This window comes from Achromobacter pulmonis (assembly GCF_902859765.1).
GTDB lineage: Bacteria > Pseudomonadota > Gammaproteobacteria > Burkholderiales > Burkholderiaceae_B > Achromobacter > Achromobacter pulmonis.
This window is the reverse complement of record NZ_CADIJV010000021.1, coordinates 38,925-55,767: the sequence shown is the minus strand read 5'-3', so window position 1 is coordinate 55,767 and position 16,843 is coordinate 38,925. Positions and strand designations below refer to the sequence as shown.

The window sequence follows — 16,843 nt, the reverse complement described above, 5'->3', positions numbered from 1 at the left end:
AATAGATAGACGTAGGTAGGTATGGGTGGCCGATGATGCGCCGGCCGGGAGGGGCGAAGGGGCATGTCATGCCGCCGTCCTAGAATGGGGCTGTTGAACGGCATGCCCGTTGCCCGCGCCGCGGCGCGGCCCACCCAAGGAGGATTCGCCGATGATGGATATCACCCCGCTCCCTTCGGATCTGGACGCCCTGCGCCGATCGCTGGACGACATTGATCTGCCGGCCGATGTAGTTGCGCGTTTGCTGGCGCAGGCACGTCCCGCGCTGGTGCTGGCGACCGCCACCGCCGACGAGGCGGCGATTCCGTTGGGCGCCAGCAAGATCGGCGGGCGCCCCGACCTGCCGCCCGGCATGGCCTGGCCGACGCGGCCCGCCTATCCGGATGCGGCCGAGCGCGCGGCGGGGCATCGAAGGGAGGCCGACCGCCTGCTGGCGGAGTCGAAGAAGCAACGGTCGTGGATGACGCCGGCGCAAGGCGAGCGCTTCAGCGCCGATGCCCGCGCCCGGGCGGATGCGGTGGAGACGACCTTCCCGTTGACGTTCCTGGGACAGTTCGACCTGGCCACGCTGTCGCGCGAACCGGGATTCGACGCCGCATTGCCGCGCGAGGGCCGGCTGCTGGTGTTCTACGATTTCCTGGAGCAGGCCGAGAGTTTCACCCCCGCCGCCTCGGTGGGCTGGCGGGTGCTGTGGGACACCACGCCGGCGGCGGCGCTGCAACGGGCGCCGGTGCCGCGGGCGTTGGCCTCGCTGTCGGATGACGAGTGGACCTGCGTGTTCCGAGCGGCCCCGGTCTCGGCGCGCACGGTGCTGACGCCGATCGGCGTCGATGACGCAGGCTGGGATGCATTTGCGTTCGACGATGAGGATAGCTACGAAAGCTACCAGGATTGGCGCTCGCGGTTCGGCACGCCGGACATGGACGGCCGCGACAACCATCAGCTTGGCGGCTATCCGCAATCGTTGCAGAACGGCATGCAGGCGACCTGCCAACTGGTGTCGCACGGCCTGGATTGCGGCGGCCATGCGGCCTGGAAGAGCCAGGCAGCGCAGGCCTTGCTGCCCGGCGCGCGCGATTGGCGGCTGGTGCTGCAGATCGGCGCGGACCCGCATGCCGGCATTCCGCAGCCCGGCGCCTACTATGTCCTGATGCGCGAACAGGATATCGCGGCGCGCCGGTTCGATCTGGCGCGTGTCACGTATCAATGCGACTAGCGCGTTGTGCCCGCGCCGTTACGGGGCCAGGCGGGCATGGCCGCCTGGCCCCGTGCCTCATGCGGGAGGCTCGCCGCGCCCCAATGCCGCCGCCTGCTCGCGCAGCACGAATTTCTGGATCTTGCCGGTCGAGGTCTTGGGCAGGGCGCCGAACACCACGGTGCGCGGCGTCTTGAAGCGCGCCAGGTGTTCGCGGCAGTAGGCGATCAGGTCGTCGGCGCTGCGCGACGCGCCCTCTTTCAGCGTGACGAAGGCGCATGGGGTTTCGCCCCATACCGCGTCGGGCCGCGCCACCACGGCGGCTTCCAGCACGTCGGGGTGGCGGTACAGCACGCTTTCGATTTCCACGGTCGAGATGTTTTCGCCGCCCGAGATGATGATGTCCTTGGCGCGGTCCTTGATCTCGATGTAGCCGTCGGGATGCACCACGGCCAGGTCGCCGGAATGGAACCAGCCGCCGGCGAAGGCGTCGGCGGTGGCGTCGGGGTTGTGCAGGTAGCCCTTCATCAGCGTATTGCCGCGCAGCATGATCTCGCCCAGCGTGGCGCCGTCGGCCGGCACCGGTTGCAGGTCGGCGTCCATCACTTGCACCGCTTCGACGTTGAGCTTGCGCACGCCGATGCGCGCCTTGAGCGCGGCGCGCTCGGCCAGCGGCAGGCCGTCCCATTCCTCGTGCCAGGCGCAGCTGATCGACGGGCCATAGGTTTCGGTCAAGCCGTACAGGTGCGTGACGCCCACGCCCAGCTGTTCCATCGCTTCGATGATGGCGGCGGGCGGCGCGGCGCCGCCGGTCATGGCCTGCACGCGATGGGTGGCGCGATGGCGGACGTCGGCCGGGGCGTTGACCAGCATGTTCAGCACCACGGGGGCGGCGCAGAAGAAGCCGACCTGGTGGCGGCGGATGGCCTCGAAGATGGCCGCCGGCTCCACGCGCCGCAGGCAGACGTTGGTGCCGGCCAGCGCCGCCATGGTCCACGGGAAGCACCAGCCGTTGCAGTGGAACATGGGCAGGGTCCACAGGTAGACCGCGTGCGGCGGCATGCCGCAGGCCAGCACGTTGCCGCTGGCGTTCAGGTAGGCGCCGCGATGGTGATAGAGCACGCCTTTGGGGTTGCCGGTGGTGCCCGAGGTGTAGTTCAGGCAGAGGTTGTCCCATTCGTCCCGCGGCCCTTCCCAGGGCGCGTCGGGCGGTTGCGCGGCGAGCCAGGCTTCGTATTGCGCATCGCCCAGGTCGCCGTGGGGGCCGGCGTACTCGCTGTCCTCGATGCGCACGGTGCGCGGCGGGGTCGGCAGGTGGGCCAGCACCTCGCGCACCAGGGGCGCGTATTCGCTGTCGTATAGCAGCACGGTGGCACCGCCGTGTTGCAGGATGAATGCCAGGGTGCGCGCGTCCAGCCGGGTGTTGAGCGCGTTCAGCACCGCGCCGGCCATCGGCACGCCAAAATGCGCTTCGTACAGGGCCGGCGTGTTCGGCGCCAGCACCGCCACCACCTCGCCACGGCGCACGCCCCAGGCGGTGAGCGCCGCGGCCATCTGCCGGCAGCGCGCGTAGGTGGCGCGCCAGCTTTGGCTACGGTCGCCGTGCAGCAGCGCGGCGCGCTCCGGGTAGACGGCCGCGGCCCATTGCAGAAAGCCCAGCGGTGTCAGCGGCTGGTGATTGGCGGCGTTGCGCGGCAGCGCGTCGGGGGGCGATGCGGTCATGATGCGCTCCTATCGGCCGGCGGCGGCCAGGCGTGCGGATTCCCGTTGCGCGGCCTGCCAGCCCAGCGCCGCCAGCGGCGCGACGCGCGCGCCCATTTCCAGCGCGTCCGTGGCGGCGGCGTTGCCGGCGCGGGCGCGGGCATACACGCCCTGCAGGATCGCGGCGATGCGAAAGAAGCTGTAGGCCAGGTAGAAATCCCAGTTGGCTGGCGGCGTGATGCCGCGCGTGTCGCAATAGGCGCGCACGAACGCGGCTTCGTCGGGAATGCCCAGCGCCGCCAGGTCCAGGCCGGCGATGCCGCGCCACAAGGCCGGCGGGATGCGCCAGCACATGCAGTGATAGGCCAGGTCCGCCAGGGGGTGACCCAGCGTGGACAACTCCCAGTCCAGCAGCGCGATGGCGCGCGGTGCGTCGGGCGCGAACACCAGGTTGTCGATGCGGTAGTCGCCGTGCACCAGGCGGGTCTGGTCGTCATGCGGCAGATGTTGCGGCAACCAGTCGATCAGCGCGTCCATGGCGGCGATGGCGGTGGTCTCGGTGTCGCGGTACTGGCGGGTCCAGCGCGCTACCTGCCGCGCGAAGTAGTCGCCGGCCTTGCCGTAGTCCGCCAGGCCGACGGTGGCCGGTTCCACCGCATGCAGCGCGGCCAGCACGCGGCCGGTTTCGGCGTACAACGCGGCGCGTTCGGCGGGCGCCAGGCCGGGTAGCGCGGGGTCCATGAAGACCCGGCCGCGGGCGTAGCCCATCAGGTAGAACGGCGTGCCGATGATGGCCGGATCGGCGCAGTAGTGCAGCATGGCCGGCACGGGCACGGCGGTGCCGGCCAGCGCGGCCATGACGCGGTATTCGCGGTCGATGGCGTGGGCGGACGGCAGCAGCGTGCCGGGCGGCTGCTTGCGCAGCACGCGCGCGCCGCTGGCGTCTTGCAGCAGGAAGGTCGGGTTGGACTGGCCGCCCGTCAGCGCCCGCGCGCGCAGGCCGTCGGCGCTGCCCAGGCCTTGCGCCGACAGGTAGGCGGCCAGCGCGGGCAGCCATTCAGGGGCGGCGTCCGGCGCATGGTCGGGCGCGTTCATACCAGCGCCTTGCGCGGGGCGTCCGCGTCGTCCCAATGCCAGAACGCGTCGCCCTGGTCCATCAGGTAGCGCGCCAACACCATCTTGTGCACTTCGGAGGCGCCATCCACCAGCCGCGCCTGGCGCGCGTAACGGTAGATCCATTCCAGCGGTGTGTCCTTGGAATAGCCGCGCGCGCCGTTCAGCTGCAAGGCAGTGTCGACCACCTTGTGCAGGGTTTCCGACACCACGATCTTGGCCATGGAGATTTCCTTGCGCGCGAAGTCGCCCTGGTCCAGCCGCGCGGCGGCGCGCATGGTGAGCAGGCGGCCGATCTCGATCTGCATGGCGGCGTCGCCCAGCAGCCACTGCACGCCCTCGCGGTCGGCCAGCTTCTGGCCGAAGCTGCTGCGTTCGCCGACGTAGTCCACCGCCACCGCCATGGCGCGCCGCGCCAGGCCCAGCCAGCGCATGCAGTGCGTCAGGCGCGCCGGGCCCAGGCGGATCTGCGTCAGCTTGAGGCCGTCGCCCACTTCCATCAGGCGGTTCTCGTCGGGGATCTCCAGGCCGTCGAATTCCAGTTCACAATGGCCGCCGTGTTCTTCGGGGCCCATGATGGGAATGCGGCGCACGATGCGCCAGCCGGGCTGGCCGGCGTCGAACAGAAAGGCCGACAGGCCCTTGCGCGTATCGTCCGAGGTGCGCGCGATCAGGATGAAGTGTTGCGCCGCGCCGGCGCCGGTGATGAACCACTTGCGGCCATGGATCAGCCATTTGTCGCCCTGGCGGGTGGCGGTGGTGCGCATCATCGATGGGTCCGAGCCGCTGCCCGGATTGGGTTCGGTCATGACGAAGGACGAGCGCACCTTGCCGTCGATGATGGGTTGCAGCCAGCGGTCCTGCTGGTCGGGCCGCGCCACCTGCGCCAGCACGCGCATGTTGCCGTCGTCGGGGGCGGCGGCGTTGAAGGCGGCCGGGCCGAAGATGGAACGGTTCATTTCTTCGTAGCAGGCGGCCAGGCCCACCATCGGCAGGCCCTGGCCGCCGCGCTGGCGCGGCATCTGCAAGGCCCACAGGCCGGCCTCGCGGGCCTTGGCGCGCACGCGGTCCAGCAGGGCTTCGTCGATGTTCTCGTGGGCGTCGTAGTTGGCGCGGTCGGCTTCCAGCGGAATCAGCTCGCGGTCGACGAAGGCGCGCACGCGCTGGCGGTAGTCTTCCAGTTCAGGGGGCAGCGAAAAATCCATGGCGGGGTCTCCGGATGGGGATGCAGGTTCAGAGCGAGCTGGCCAGGTGGCCGCCGTCCACGTCGATGACGGCGCCCGTCATGTAGGCCGAGGCGTCGGAGGCCAGCAGCAGCAAGGGGCCGTCCAGGTCTTGCGGCGTGCCCAGGCGGCGCTGCGGGATGCGTTTGACCAGGGCCTCGCCGGCGGGCGTGGCGAAGAAATCGCGATTGAGGTCGGTGCCGATGTAGCCGGGCGCCAGCGCGTTCACGCGGATGCCATGGCGCGCCCATTCCAGCGCCAGCGCGCGGGTCAGGTGCAGCAGGCCGGCCTTGGCGGCGGTGTAGGCGGCCACGTGCGAGGCCACGCGCTGGCCCAGGATCGAGGCGATGTTGATGATGGCGCCGGGCCGGCCGTGGCCGTGGAAGTGGCGCGCGGCGCATTGGGCCACGCGCCACGCGCCGTTCAGGTTGACGTCGATCAGGCCGGTCCATTCGTCCTCGCTGATCTCCAGCGCCGGGCGCGTCATGGCGATGCCGGCGTTGTTGACGACGATGTCCACCGGGCCCAGCGCCTGCTGCGCCTGCGCGAACGCGGCCTGCACGCTGTCGGGATGGGTGACGTCCATGCCCGCGACGCAGGCCTGGCCGCCACCGGCGCGGATCTCCTGCGCCAGCGCCTCGCCCAATTCGGTCCTGCGGCCGCACAAGGCCACGCGCGCGCCGGCCTCGGCCAGCCGCAGCGCGAAATGGCGGCCCAGGCCGCTGTAGGCGCCGGTGACCAGCGCGGTCTTGGACTTCAGGTCTTCAAACATCGGTGCGTCTCCTTTGTTTGCATACGGGCGGCATCAGGCCGCCTCGCGCGCGTTGGCGGAATGCAGTTCCACCAGCGCATCCACCGCCACCGCGCCTTGCCCCTCGGCGCCGACCATCACCGGGTTGATGTCGATCGACGCCAGCCGCGGACCGGCCGCCCGCGCGTATTCGCCCAACGCCACGGCCTGCCGCGCCAGCGCCTCGACGTCGGCTGGCGGATCGCCCCGTACCCCTTGCAGCAGCGCGCCGACGCGCAGGCCGCGCAGTTTCTCGACCACCTGCGCGGCATCGAACGGCGGCATCAGCACCGCCACGTCGCGCAGCGCCTCGACGTACTTGCCGCCGCTGCCGATCATGACAACCGGCCCCAGCACCGGATCGACGCGCGCGCCCAAGGCGCATTCGTGCAGGCCGCGGTGCATCCGCGCCACCAGCCAGGCGCCGTCGCGAACACCCAGCTTACCCAAGGTTTGGGCCTGATGGGAAAACGCCGCGCGCAGCGACGCGTCGTCGTCCAGGCCCAGCGCCACCAGTCCGTGCTCGGATTTGTGTGGCAATTGCGCCGAGCAGGCCTTCAAGGCCACCGGCGCGCCAATCCGGCGCCACGCGGCCACGGCCTCGTCGGCCGTGTGGCAGAGGGCATGTTCGATCACCGCCAGCCCGTTGCCGGCCAGCAGCGCAAGACTGGCCGCTTCGGACAGGAAGCCGCCGGCCGCCTCCGGCGCCGGATCGGCCGCCATGACGCCGTGCGATGCGGGGGCCCCGCCGTCGCGCTCGCGCAAGCGGCGCAGCCGCAACAGCGCCGACAGCGCATCCATCGCCTGGATCTCGTCGGCGTACACCGGCAGGCCGTGCGCGCGGAAGGTGGCCGCTACGTTGTCCTGCCAGGCCACCACCGCCACCGGCTTGGACGCCGCCCGCGCAAAATTGGCCGCATCCGTTGCGAACGAAGCGACGTCGTAGCCGCGCCCCGCCACCGGAATGTCCAGCAGGAACATGTCGGCCGCCGGGTCGCTGCCGATCACCGGCAGCACCTGGCCAAACAGACCGTTGTTCGACAGCAGCGCGGCGGTGATGTCCACCGGGTTCACCGTGGTGGCGTAGCCAGGCAGCCGGTCGGCCAGCGCCTGCTGGGTGGCATCGGCCAGCGGCGCGATTTCCAGGCCACGCTCGGCGGCGGCGTCCGAGGCCAGCACGCAGCTGGCGCCGGAGTTGCTGACCACCACCACGCGTGGCCCTTGCGGCAAGGGGGCGCGCAGGGCCAATTCGGCGTAGCGCACCAGTTCCTGCGGATCGCGCGCCCGCAGGATGCCGTGGTGTTCGAAGAAGGCGTCGACGGCGCGGTCTTCGTTGGCCAGCGCGCCGGTATGCGAGGCGGCCGCGCGGGCGCCGGCCTCGGAGCGGCCCGACTTCACCACGATCAGCGGCACGCCGCGCGCTCGCGCCAGCGCCGCCGCGTCGGCCAGCGGCCCGGCTTCGCGCAGCGATTCCAGGTACAGCAACACGCAGCCGACTTGCGGATCGCGCAGGGTCGCGCAGGCCAGCTCGGCCACCGACACGTCGGCCTCGTTGCCGGTGGCGTGCACATGGCGCACGCCGATGCCGCGCTGGCGCAGCAGGCCGTAGACCATGGCGCACATGCCGCCGCTCTGGCTGATGACCGCTACAGGCCCGTCGCCCGGCGCCACTTCCAGGAACATGGTGGAAAAGCTGGCGATGGCGCCGTTGCCGAAGTTGGCCAACCCTTGCGAGTTGGGGCCGACGATGCGCATGCCGGCGGCGCGGGCGCGCGCGGTCATCGCATCCTGCAGGGCGCGGCCGGCCTCGCCGGTTTCCGAGAAGCCGGCCGAGATGACGATGGCCGCCGCCACGCCCAGCGCGGCGCAGTCATCCACCGCCCGCACCGCCTGCTCGCCCGCCACCGCCACGATCGCCAGGTCCGGCGCCACCGGCAGCGCGGCCAAGCTGGGCCAGGCGCGCTCGCCCTGCACTTCGGCGCGTTGCGGGTTGATCGGGTACAGCGTGCCCGCATAGCCGTGGCGCCGCATGTAGTGGATGGGCCGGCCGCCGATCTTGTCCGGATTGTCGGAGGCGCCGACGATCGCGATCGAGGCCGGATCGAGCAGGCGCGCGAGGCCGGCGTCGCCGGTGGGTACAGAAGCCATGGAACTCCCCTGGATAGGATGAAGGCGGGCGCGCCGGGTCAGTTGACCGTGGCGCCGGAAGTCTTGACCACGCCGGCCCATTTCTTGACCTCGCTATCGAGGAAGCGCGCCGTGTCGGCGGGTGTCTTCCATTGCGAGGCAAAGCCCTGGGCCGCGAATTTCTGCTGGATGTCGGGGCGGCCCAGTACGTTCTGCAAGGCGCTGCTCAGGCGTTGCACCACCGCGGCCGGCGTGCCGGCGGGCGCCAGCAGCCCGTTCCAGGCGGTGGCTTCGTAGCCGGGCAGCCCGGCCTCGGCCACGGTGGGCACATCGGGCGCGGCCGGCGAGCGGCTGGCGCCGGTCACGGCCAGCGCCTTGAGCTTGCCGCCCTTGACGTAGGGCATCGACGACAGCATGGTGTCGAACATGACATCGGCCTGGCCGCCCATGACGTCGGTCAGCGCCGGCGCGCTGCCGCGATATGGCACGTGCACCATGCGCACGCCGGCCATGGCGTCGAACAGTTCCGCCGCCAGGTGCGTGGACTGGCCATTGCCCGATGAGGCGAAGGTCAGTTTGCCCGGCGTCGATTTGGCCAGCGCGATCAACTCGCCCACGTTGGCGGCCGGCAAGTCCGGCCGCGCCACGATCACCAGCGGGCCGGCGGTCAGCAGCGACACCGGCGCGAAGCTTTTGCGGGTGTCGTAGTTCAGGTTCTTGAACAGCGACATGTTGATGGCGTGGGCCGTCGTCGCCAGCAGCAGCGTATAGCCGTCGGGCGTGGCCTTGGCCACCATGTCGGCGCCGATGTTGCCGCCGGCGCCGGAACGGTTGTCGACGATGATAGTCTGCTTCAGTTCTTCGCCCAGGCCCTGCGCGACCACGCGGGCCACGATATCGGTGGGGCCGCCCGGCGGGTACGGCACCACCAGGGTGATGGGTTTGGCGGGCCAGTCCTGGGCGGCCGAGGCGGCGGCTGCCACCAGGGAAAGCGCGGCCAGGGCCGTGCGGCATGCTGCGATTGCGCGCATGATTGTCTCCTCCGTCGTGCGGATAGGTTGTTCTGCTTTGGGATGGTGTTGCCGGCGGCGCTTCAAGGCGGCCGGCGCGCCTCGAAACCGAGCAGTGCGCGGCCGTCGATCGTGATCGCGCGGCCCTGGACCTGTTGGCCGATGGCGATGCCGGCGTCGGCATGGCCCATCAGCACCGCGCCCTCTTGCAGGCGCACCAGCACCAGCACATACGGCACGTGCGCGCGCCAGAAGGCGTCGGGCGCGCGGTGGATCTCGGTGCGCGCCAGCACTTGGCCAACGCCGCCGCTGCGCTGCCATGCCAGGTTGGCGCCGCCGCAATGGGCGCAGGCGTAGGGGCGCAGGGCCCACCAGGCGCCGCAGTCTTCGCAGCGCTGCAGGTCGAGCGGGTCATGTGGCGTCATCGTGCGGTCTCCGCTTGCAGCACCAGGCTGACGTGGGCGGACAGCACGCCGCCGTCCGCATGCACCAGCGCGCAGCGCGGCGCGCCGCGCTGCCGCGCGCCCGCCTGTCCCGCCAGTTGCGTCCAGGCCTCGGCCACGTGCGCCATGCCGCCCGCCACGCCGGAATGCCCGAACGACAGCAGGCCTCCGTGCGTATTCAGCGGCAGCGGCCCGGCCGCATCGAAGTGGCCGCGGCGCGCGCGTCCGCCCGCGCCGCCGCGCGGCGCGAAGCCCAGTTCTTCCAGCAGCATGGCCAGCGTGATGGTGAAGGAATCGTAGATGCCCAGGTAGTTGACCTGGGCCTGGCCGATGCCGGCGTCGGCATAGGCCAACTTGAGCGCGCGCGCCGCGCCGGTGTCGAGGATGTCGCGCAGCGCCGACAGGTGCTGGTGGCGGTGCGCCTGCCCGGCGCCGCTGATGCGCACCGGCCCTTCGTCGGCGCCGACCACCAGCGCCACCGCGCCGTCCGAGATCGGGCAGCAGTCCAGCAGGTGCAGCGGCGTGGCAATGGGCCGCGAGGCCAGCACCTGGTCCACACTGATGGCTTCGTTCAAATGCGCATGCGGGTGGCTGGCGGCGTGGCGCCGCATCAGCGCGGCGAATTCGGCCAGGTCTTCGCGCCGGGTGCCGGTCTGGTGCATGTAGGCGCTGGCCAGCAGCGCGTAGTAGGCCGGCACCGACGCGCCGTTGGGCACTTCGGTATCGGCTTCGCCGACCTGCGCCAGCGTCTGGATCGAGGCATCGACGGCCTGCCCGGTCAGGCGGTTCTCGCCGGCCACCACCAGCACCCGGCGGCAGCGGCCGGCCCGCACCAGTTCGCGCGCCAGCATCGCCATGGCCGCGCCGGTGGCGCCGCCCATCTGCATGCCGTGGGCGTAGTGCGGGTCCAGGCCCAGCTTTTCGCTGAGCAGCGTGGCCAGCATCAGGTGCGGGAAGGTGGTGGCGTAGCCGCACAGCACGCCGTCGATATCGGCGCGCCGCAGGCCGGCCTGCGCCAGCGCGGCGTTGGCGGCCTCGGCCATCAGGTCCAGGGCCGAGCGGCCTTCGTGGCGGCCGAAGCGCGTGGTGGCCGCGGCCAGCAGGTAGGCGTGGTGAATATCAGGCATGGGGCATCCAGGCGCGTTCGATGGCGCGGGCTTCGGCGGCCAGCGCCTGGGCCAGTTCCTGTTCACGCGATTCGACACGTTCGCTCAGGGCCGCCACGCTGAGCGCGGCGATGGCGCGGCCGCTGGGGCCGCGCACGGCTACGCCCAGGCCGCCCATCTTTTCCACCACCACGTCCAGCAGCATGGCATGGCCGAGCTTGCGGGCGCGCGCCGTCATCTGTTCCAGCAGGCGCACGGAATAGCGCGGGTAGCGTTCCTGCAACCGCTGGCGTACCGGCGGCAGCACCGCCTGCGCCTCGCTGTCGTCCATGGCGGCCAGCAGCGCCAGGCTGCCGGCGCCGATGCCGAGCGGTCGGCGGCTGCCGACCTCCAGGTAGTTGGCGCGGATCGGATAGTCGCCGAAGCACAGATCCAGGCAGACGGACTCCCAGCCGGTGGGTATCGACAGGATCACCGTGTCGCCGAACTTGCGCGCCAGGCGGATCAGCGCCGGCCGCGCCAGGGCGCGCAGATCGAGGCCGTCGACCATGGCGTGATGCATGGCGTAGACCTGCGGACCGAGCATGTAATGCTTGCTGACCGGGTCTCGCTCCACGAAATCCTCGGCCTCCAGGTCTTTCAGGATACGCAGCGCCGTGGACACGTCCAGCTGCGCCGCGTGGGCGATGTCGGTCAGGCGCTGGACGCGCCGGTTCGACAGGCTGGCGAGAACGCGGCAGACCTTTTTCGTCGCAGAAACAAGGCTTGTATCCGGTGAAGACATGGCAGCGGCAGGACCCGATGGCTGAACATGGTCACAAGATAGGCAGGGCCGCGGCAGGGGTAAAGTTGCGTTGCAACAAAATTTCGCCCAGCAACAATCGCGGTTTGCCGGGGGATGCGGCCGGGGTCAGGCCGGCTCGGTTTCGGGATGCAGCGAACGCAGCTTGCGCAGCTCCGGGAACCAGCGCATCCACAACCCCGCCACCGCAATGGTGCCGACGCCGCCGATCACCACCGCCGGCACCGCGCCGAACAGCGCCGCCATCACGCCGGACTCGAATTCCCCCAGCTGGTTCGAGGCGCCGACGAACAGCGTGTTGACCGCGCTGACGCGGCCCAGCATGTGGTCGGGGGTGTTGAGCTGCACCAGCGACGAGCGCACCACCACGCTGATGGCATCGGCCGCGCCCAGCACCACCAGCGCGCCTACCGACAGCGGGATCGAGGTGGATAAGCCGAACACCGTGGTGGCCAGGCCGAACAGGATCAGCGCGCCGAACAGCAGGCGGCCGACGTGCTCGCCCAGGCTCAGGCGCGCCAGCGTCAGCGACATCAGCATGGCGCCGCAGGCCGGCGCGGCGCGCAGCGCGCCCAGCGCCCAGGGGCCGGCGTGCAGGATGTCCTTGGCGAAGATCGGCAGCAGCGCGGTGGCCCCGCCAAGCAACACCGCGAACAGGTCCAGCGACAGGGTGCCCAGCAGGATGCGGCGCTGGAAGATGAAGGTGATGCCGGCGAACAGCGTGCGCCAGGTCGTGGGTTCCCTGCGCGGGAGGGCGCGCTCGATCGACATGCTGGCGATGCAGGCAAAGCCGCACAGGTACAGCGCCGCCGCCACGCAATAGATCCAGCCGGCCCCCAGCCCGTAGCCGACGCCGCCCAGCGCCGGGCCGGCGATCTGGGCGATCTGGCCGCCGGACGAGGACAGCGCGGTGGCGCGCGGCAGCCATTCGCGCGGCACGATGGCCGGAATCAGGGTGGTCAGCGTGGGCGCCTCGAAAGCGCGAGCCGCGCTCATGATGATGAGGGTGGCGTAGATCAGCGTCTTGCCGCCTACGCCATGCAGCGCGGCGACGGCCAGCAGCAGCGTGGCCAGCGCTTCGATCGCCATGCAGACGGCAACGATCTTGCGGCGGTCGTAGCGGTCGGCGACGTGGCCCACCACCAGCGTCAGCGCCGCCATCGGCAGGAACTGCGCCAGGCCGATCAGGCCCAGGTCGAGCGCGCTGCCCGACAGCGCGTAGATCTGCCAGCCCACCGCCACCGAGACGATCTGGAAGGCCAGCGAGGCGCCGATGCGCGCGAACAGGAAGTGCAGGAAGGCGGCACGGTGAAGCGGACTGGGCGAGTCGGGGGCGGGCATCGGGGCGGAACGCGCGGCAGGCGCGCGGATGGCGCCGGAATGCGCATTCTATAAACAGCCGGCTGACGCCAAACTAAAGCGCCCGCCGGCCGTGGGGTCTTGCGCGCCGCCCGGGGCGGCCGGCTTCAGGCGCCGATCGCCACCAGTTCGGCGCCTTCGGCCACCTGATCGCCGACCGCGTAGAACAGTTCCTCGACTTTGCCGTCGGCCGGCGCCGAGATGGTGTGCTCCATCTTCATGGCCTCCATCACCAGCAGCGGCTGGCCCTTGGTGACGCCGTCGCCGGCCTTGACGGCGATGGAAATGATCTTGCCCGGCATGGGCGCGGTCAGGCCGCCGCCGTGGTCGCCCTGGGTGTCCTGGGCGTGCGCCAGCGGGTCGTACAGGTCCAGCACGCGCGCGCTGCCGTCGCCGAAGACGTGCGCCTTGTCGGCATGCAGCACCACGGTGCCGGCGCGCTCGCGGCCGTCCAGGGTGATGCGCAGCACGCGCGCCGGGCCGTGCTTGTCTTCGGCGCGCCAGGCGAAGGGCTGGGCGCCGTTGCCGCTGTCCAGTGTCCAGTCGGCGCCCTGGCGCGCGACGGTGACGTGGCGCGTCTCGCCGTTGTCGATCCATTGCAGTTGGCGCTGGTAGCGGCCGCCGAGGCGCCAGCCGTCGCGCGCGGCCCACGGATCGGCCGAGGCGGCGGCGGCATGCGGCGCCGATTGCGCCTGGCCCTGGCTGGCCAGCACGGCGGCCGTGGCCAGCGCCAGCGTGGCGGCGTCGGCCGGCGCCGGCTCGGGCAGCAGGGTCGCGCGCTGGCGTTCGATCAGTCCAGTGTCGAGGTCCGCGGCGGCGAAGGCGCTGTCGCGCATCAGGCGCGCCAGGAAGGCGACGTTGGTCTGCACTCCCACCGCCTGGGTCTGCGCCAGCGCCTGCAGCATGCGGGCGCGGGCCTGGTCGCGGTCGGCCCCGTGCACGATCAGTTTGGCGATCATCGGGTCGTAGAACGGCGTGATGGTGTCGCCCGTGCGTACTCCGCCATCGACACGGATGTCGCCGTTGGCGAAGGCGACGTGGGCCGGCAGGCCCAGGTAGGCCAGCGTACCGATGGACGGCAGGAAGCCCTTCTCGGGGTTCTCGGCGTAGATGCGGGCCTCGATGGCGTGGCCGTGGATGCGCAGGTCTTCCTGGCGCGCCGGCAGCGGCTGGCCGGCGGCCACGCGCAGCTGCCATTCGACCAGGTCGTGGCCGGTAATCATCTCGGTGACCGGGTGCTCGACCTGCAGGCGCGTGTTCATTTCCATGAAGTAGAAGCGGCCGTCGGGTTCGGCGATGAATTCCACCGTGCCGGCGCCCACGTACCCCACGGCGCGCGCCGCGGCCACCGCCGCCTCGCCCATGGCGCGGCGGCGTTCCTCGGTCATGCCGGGGGCGGGCGCTTCCTCGATCACCTTCTGGTGGCGGCGCTGCACCGAGCAGTCGCGCTCGAACAGGTAGACGCAGTTGCCGTGGGAGTCGGCGAACACCTGGATCTCGATGTGGCGGGGCTTCTGCAGGTAGCGTTCGATCAGCACGCGCTCATCGCCGAAGCTGGAGGCGGCTTCGCGCTGGCACGAGGCCAGCGCGTCCAGGAAGGCGCCGGACGATTCGACCACGCGCATGCCCTTGCCGCCGCCGCCGGCGCTGGCCTTGATCAGCACCGGGTAGCCGATGGCGTCGGCCTGTTCCTTGAGGAATTGCGGGTCCTGGTTGTCGCCGTGGTAGCCGGGCACCAGCGGCACGCCGGCTTTTTCCATCAGCGACTTGGCGGCGGACTTGCTGCCCATGGCGGCGATGGCCGAGGCAGGCGGGCCGACGAAGGCGATGCCGGCCTGTTCGGCGGCTTCGGCGAAGGCTTCGTTTTCCGACAGGAAGCCGTAGCCGGGGTGGATGGCGCCGGCGCCGGTATCGCGCGCGGCCTGCAGGATGGCGTCGGCGCGCAGATAGCTGGCGCGCGGCTCGGCGCCGCCGATGTGCACGGCGAGATCGCAGGCGGCGACGTGACGGGCGTTGGCGTCGGCGTCGGAATAGACGGCGACGGTGCGGATGCCCAGGCGGCGGGCGGTGGCGGCGACGCGGCAGGCGATTTCGCCGCGGTTGGCAATCAGCAGGGTATCGAACATGGCGTTATCCAGACTGGGATGATTCGTGGGCCGAAATGGAGCGCGCAGCGCGCTCTACATCCGGAAGACGCCGAAGCGCGTGTCTTCGATCGGCGCATTCAGCGCCGCCGACAGCGCCAGCCCCAGCACGCGGCGCGTGTCGGCCGGCGCGATGATGCCGTCGTCCCACAGCCGCGCGGTGGCGTAGTACGGATGGCCCTCGCGTTCGTACTGCTCGCGGATCGGCGCCTTGAAGGCGTCTTCCTCGGCCGCCGACCACTGGCCGCCGCGCGCCTCGATGCCGTCGCGCTTGACCGTGGCCAGCACGCTGGCGGCCTGCTCGCCGCCCATGACCGAGATGCGCGCATTCGGCCACATGAACAGCAGGCGCGGGGAATAGGCGCGGCCGCACATGCCATAGTTGCCGGCGCCGAACGAGCCGCCGATCAGCACGGTGAACTTGGGCACGTTGGCGGTGGCCACCGCGGTGACCATCTTGGCGCCGTGGCGCGCGATGCCTTCGTTTTCGTACTTGCGGCCGACCATGAAGCCGGTGATGTTCTGCAGGAACACCAGCGGGATCTTGCGCTGCGCGCACAGCTCGATGAAGTGCGCGCCCTTCTGCGCCGATTCCGAGAACAGGATGCCGTTGTTGGCGACGATGCCCACCGGCATGCCGTGGATGTGGGCAAAGCCGGTCACCAGCGTCGGGCCGAAGCGCGCCTTGAATTCGTCGAACTCGGAGCCGTCGACGATGCGGGCGATGACCTCGCGCACGTCATACGGCTTGCGCGTGTCGGCGGGGATGATGCCGTTCAGTTCGGCCGGGTCGTAGCGCGGCTCGCGCACCGGCACGGTGGCCAGCGGCGCGGGTTTCTTGCGGTTCAGGCGCGCCACGGCGCCGCGCGCCAGTTGCAGCGCGTGCATGTCGTTGGCGGCCAGGTGGTCGGCCACGCCCGACAGGCGCGTGTGCACGTCGCCGCCGCCCAGGTCCTCGGCGCTGACTTCCTCGCCAGTGGCGGCCTTCACCAGCGGCGGGCCGCCCAGGAAGATGGTGCCCTGGTTCTTGACGATGATGGACTCGTCGCTCATGGCGGGCACGTAGGCGCCGCCGGCAGTGCACGAGCCCATCACCACCGCGATCTGCGCGATGCCCTGCGCCGACATCTGCGCCTGGTTGTAGAAGATGCGGCCGAAATGGTCGCGGTCGGGAAAGACCTCGTCCTGCTGCGGCAGGTTGGCGCCGCCGGAGTCGACCAGGTAGACGCACGGCAGCCGGTTCTGCGCCGCGATCTCCTGCGCCCGCAGGTGCTTCTTGACCGTCATCGGGTAGTAGGTGCCGCCCTTGACGGTGGCGTCGTTGCAGACGATCACGCATTCGGTGCCGGCGATGCGGCCGATGCCGGTGATGACGCCCGCGCCCGGCGCATCGCCGTCGTACATGCCGTGCGCCGCCATCGGCGACAGCTCCAGAAACGGCGAACCCGGATCAATCAGTTGCTCGACGCGGTCGCGCGGCAGCAGCTTGCCGCGCGCCACGTGCTTGGCGCGCGAGGATTCGCTGCCGCCCAGCGCGGTCTGCGCCAGTTGCCGGCTCAGGTCGTCCAGCTGCGCCTGCATGGCGCGCGCGTTGTCGGTGTAGTCCTGCGACCGCGGATTGATGCGGGATTCGATGATGGGCATGGGGTACCACCCGTCCTGCTGATTGGGATGTTGAAGGCGCTCGGGGTCGAGCGGTTTGTCTCGCTGCCCGCTGAACCGGGCATTCTTGTCATTGATGCGGGTTTTCGATCCGGATTTCGTTGCGCCTTTCCGGCAAGGCCCGCGACCGACCCGTCGCGTACTTCGCCAAACCAGAAAGGCGCAGCG

13 protein-coding genes are annotated in these 16,843 nt (G+C 70.8%); 1 reads left to right on the top strand and 12 read right to left on the bottom strand.

Annotated elements, in window-relative coordinates:
- The first annotated feature begins 151 nt into the window (after positions 1-151).
- Complete coding sequence (locus tag HV701_RS17475) at positions 152-1,216, top strand: YwqG family protein (protein ID WP_175134290.1); 1,065 nt, start codon at positions 152-154, stop codon at positions 1,214-1,216.
- 57 nt (positions 1,217-1,273) lie between these two features.
- On the opposite strand, the gene HV701_RS17470 is transcribed toward HV701_RS17475, so the two are convergent.
- The 12 genes from HV701_RS17470 to HV701_RS17415 all read right to left on the bottom strand — a co-directional run bounded on the left by HV701_RS17470 (position 1,274) and on the right by HV701_RS17415 (position 16,657).
- The gene (locus HV701_RS17470; RefSeq protein ID WP_175134289.1) at positions 1,274-2,917 is read right to left on the bottom strand and encodes an acyl-CoA synthetase; all 1,644 of its coding nucleotides are present in this window, start codon (positions 2,915-2,917) and stop codon (positions 1,274-1,276) included.
- Positions 2,918-2,926: 9 nt separating this feature from the next.
- Positions 2,927-3,991 carry a phosphotransferase family protein gene (locus HV701_RS17465; RefSeq protein ID WP_175134288.1) on the bottom strand — a complete coding sequence of 355 codons (1,065 nt, stop codon included), beginning with the start codon at positions 3,989-3,991 and terminating at the stop codon, positions 2,927-2,929.
- Complete coding sequence (locus HV701_RS17460) at positions 3,988-5,214, bottom strand: acyl-CoA dehydrogenase family protein (RefSeq protein ID WP_175134287.1); 1,227 nt, start codon at positions 5,212-5,214, stop codon at positions 3,988-3,990. The genes HV701_RS17465 and HV701_RS17460 overlap by 4 nt, the downstream gene beginning before the upstream one ends.
- 28 nt (positions 5,215-5,242) lie before the next feature.
- Complete coding sequence (locus HV701_RS17455) at positions 5,243-6,004, bottom strand: SDR family NAD(P)-dependent oxidoreductase (RefSeq protein ID WP_175134286.1); 762 nt, start codon at positions 6,002-6,004, stop codon at positions 5,243-5,245.
- Positions 6,005-6,037: 33 nt separating this feature from the next.
- Positions 6,038-8,170 (bottom strand): acetate--CoA ligase family protein, encoded by a 2,133-nt coding sequence (locus tag HV701_RS17450; protein ID WP_175134285.1) that lies wholly within the window; start codon positions 8,168-8,170, stop codon positions 6,038-6,040.
- Between the two features lie 38 nt (positions 8,171-8,208).
- Complete coding sequence (locus tag HV701_RS17445; RefSeq protein ID WP_175134284.1) at positions 8,209-9,180, bottom strand: tripartite tricarboxylate transporter substrate binding protein; 972 nt, start codon at positions 9,178-9,180, stop codon at positions 8,209-8,211.
- 62 nt (positions 9,181-9,242) lie between these two features.
- Positions 9,243-9,584: a Zn-ribbon domain-containing OB-fold protein gene (locus HV701_RS17440; RefSeq protein ID WP_175134283.1), complete on the bottom strand. Its 342-nt coding sequence runs from the start codon at positions 9,582-9,584 to the stop codon at positions 9,243-9,245.
- The gene (locus tag HV701_RS17435) at positions 9,581-10,729 is read right to left on the bottom strand and encodes a thiolase family protein (RefSeq protein WP_175134282.1); all 1,149 of its coding nucleotides are present in this window, start codon (positions 10,727-10,729) and stop codon (positions 9,581-9,583) included. Before HV701_RS17435 ends, HV701_RS17440 begins: the two co-directional genes overlap by 4 nt.
- Positions 10,722-11,492, bottom strand: coding sequence for an IclR family transcriptional regulator (locus tag HV701_RS17430; protein ID WP_175134281.1), 771 nt, complete (start codon positions 11,490-11,492; stop codon positions 10,722-10,724). Before HV701_RS17430 ends, HV701_RS17435 begins: the two co-directional genes overlap by 8 nt.
- 126 nt (positions 11,493-11,618) lie before the next feature.
- Positions 11,619-12,851 carry an MFS transporter gene (locus HV701_RS17425; protein WP_175134280.1) on the bottom strand — a complete coding sequence of 411 codons (1,233 nt, stop codon included), beginning with the start codon at positions 12,849-12,851 and terminating at the stop codon, positions 11,619-11,621.
- A 125-nt stretch (positions 12,852-12,976) separates the two neighbouring features.
- Positions 12,977-14,995, bottom strand: coding sequence for an acetyl/propionyl/methylcrotonyl-CoA carboxylase subunit alpha (locus HV701_RS17420; protein ID WP_175134279.1), 2,019 nt, complete (start codon positions 14,993-14,995; stop codon positions 12,977-12,979).
- Positions 14,996-15,049: 54 nt separating this feature from the next.
- Complete coding sequence (locus tag HV701_RS17415; protein ID WP_175134278.1) at positions 15,050-16,657, bottom strand: carboxyl transferase domain-containing protein; 1,608 nt, start codon at positions 16,655-16,657, stop codon at positions 15,050-15,052.
- Positions 16,658-16,843: the final 186 nt, after the last annotated feature.